Source organism: Flavobacterium fluviatile (assembly GCF_010645065.1).
Classification (GTDB): domain Bacteria; phylum Bacteroidota; class Bacteroidia; order Flavobacteriales; family Flavobacteriaceae; genus Flavobacterium; species Flavobacterium fluviatile.
Map to the genome: position 1 here is coordinate 1 of NZ_JAADZW010000070.1, position 1,351 is coordinate 1,351.

General features: G+C 31.5%; 1 protein-coding gene. It reads right to left on the reverse strand.

Features of this window, described 5'->3' with window-relative positions; all coding sequences use genetic code 11:
• Positions 1–90: 90 nt before the first annotated feature.
• Complete coding sequence (locus tag GXM17_RS21295) at positions 91–762, reverse strand: hypothetical protein (protein WP_163401527.1); 672 nt, start codon at positions 760–762, stop codon at positions 91–93.
• Positions 763–1,351 lie beyond the last annotated feature (589 nt).

A 1,351-nucleotide genomic window follows, 5' to 3' on the forward strand; every position in this document is an offset into this window, starting at 1 on the left:
TATTTTCGGCTGAACGAAAATACGATTAAAAAACGGTAATTCCACTAAATTCGCAAATGGCGCAAGACGTGTGTTAGCAGTAGCTTTTTTTTATTTATTCAGTTTTTTTAAAGTTGAGTTTTTCAGATTTGCTGTTTCAATAAGTAAATTATCAAGTTGTCTATTTGTCAATTCAATTTTGAATTCAGTTTTGATTTGTCTTTTTAGCTCAAAACATTTACAAAAGAATTTCGCATATTCTAAATCAACATTTTCAGTATCAAGATTATGATTTAATTCTTTAGGAACTTTTTTTATAAATTTTCTTAGCGCTTCGACCGCGCGCGTATCGTAAATGTAAAATAATTCAGGTAAATGAAAGTGTAGATATTTAGAAACAAAAGAACGTTTGTTGAGATTCGTAATTTCTTTTATGGTTTTTGTTAAATAGGAGTGAGTTTCTAGGCAATCTTTAATATTACTATTTTCAACTGTTTTAAAACACTTTAATTCTTTCAAGAGTCTGTCTATTTCGGAATTTTTGAAAGTCGGTCCAACTGAGTCAATGTAAAAATTATCATTAATGTCATTATTTTCTGTTTTTCGTCTTTCGATAGCCGCAGCATAAATACGACCAATAAATAAAACCTTTGCTAATACATATTCATCCTTTATGTGTTCAAAGTTATCTTTGCACATTTTATAAAGGATTTCATTACCATAATCCCAAACATTATTTTCTAATGCTTTTTCAATCTCTTCTTTAGTAAGTATATTCTTCATAAAGTTACTGCTAACGTTCTCGCGCTTCTAGACGTTTGCGACTTACGAAGACGAGTATTTTCGGCTAAACAAAAATACGATAAAAAACGGTAATTCCACTAAATTCGCAAATGTCTAGAAACGTGTGTTGGGCGTGGTTTTTTTCTCCGTTTAGCTTTTCAAGTTTCTGCTTTTCAGATTCATTTGGTCAAGTTTCTGCTTTTCCTTTTAGCTTTTCAAGATTCTGTTTTTTCGTTTCGTTTTTCAAGTTTCTGCTTTTCAGATTCAGTTTGTCAAGTTTCTGTTTTTCCGTTTACCTTTTCAAGTTTACGCCTTTCAGATTCAGTTTTTCAAGTTTCTGCTTTCAAGTTTCTGCTTTCAAGTTTCTGCTTTCAAGTTTCTGCTTTCAAGTTTCTGCTTTCAAGTTTCTGCTTTCAAGTTTCTGCTTTTCAATTATTAAACCTCAAAACAAGAGAGAGAGTAAATTCCACCGGAATTTTTCTCTGGAAGACGAAAATCACGCCCAACGTTCCTGCGCCTCTAGTTGTTTGCAACTTATGAAACAGATTATTTTCGGCTAAACGAAAATAGGAATTAAAAACGATAATTC

What these genes read in the sequence shown, in the direction of transcription:
- GXM17_RS21295 (WP_163401527.1), bottom strand. Translation starts at nt 762, where the DNA reads ATGAAGAATATACTTACTAAAGAAGAGATTGAAAAAGCATTAGAAAAT.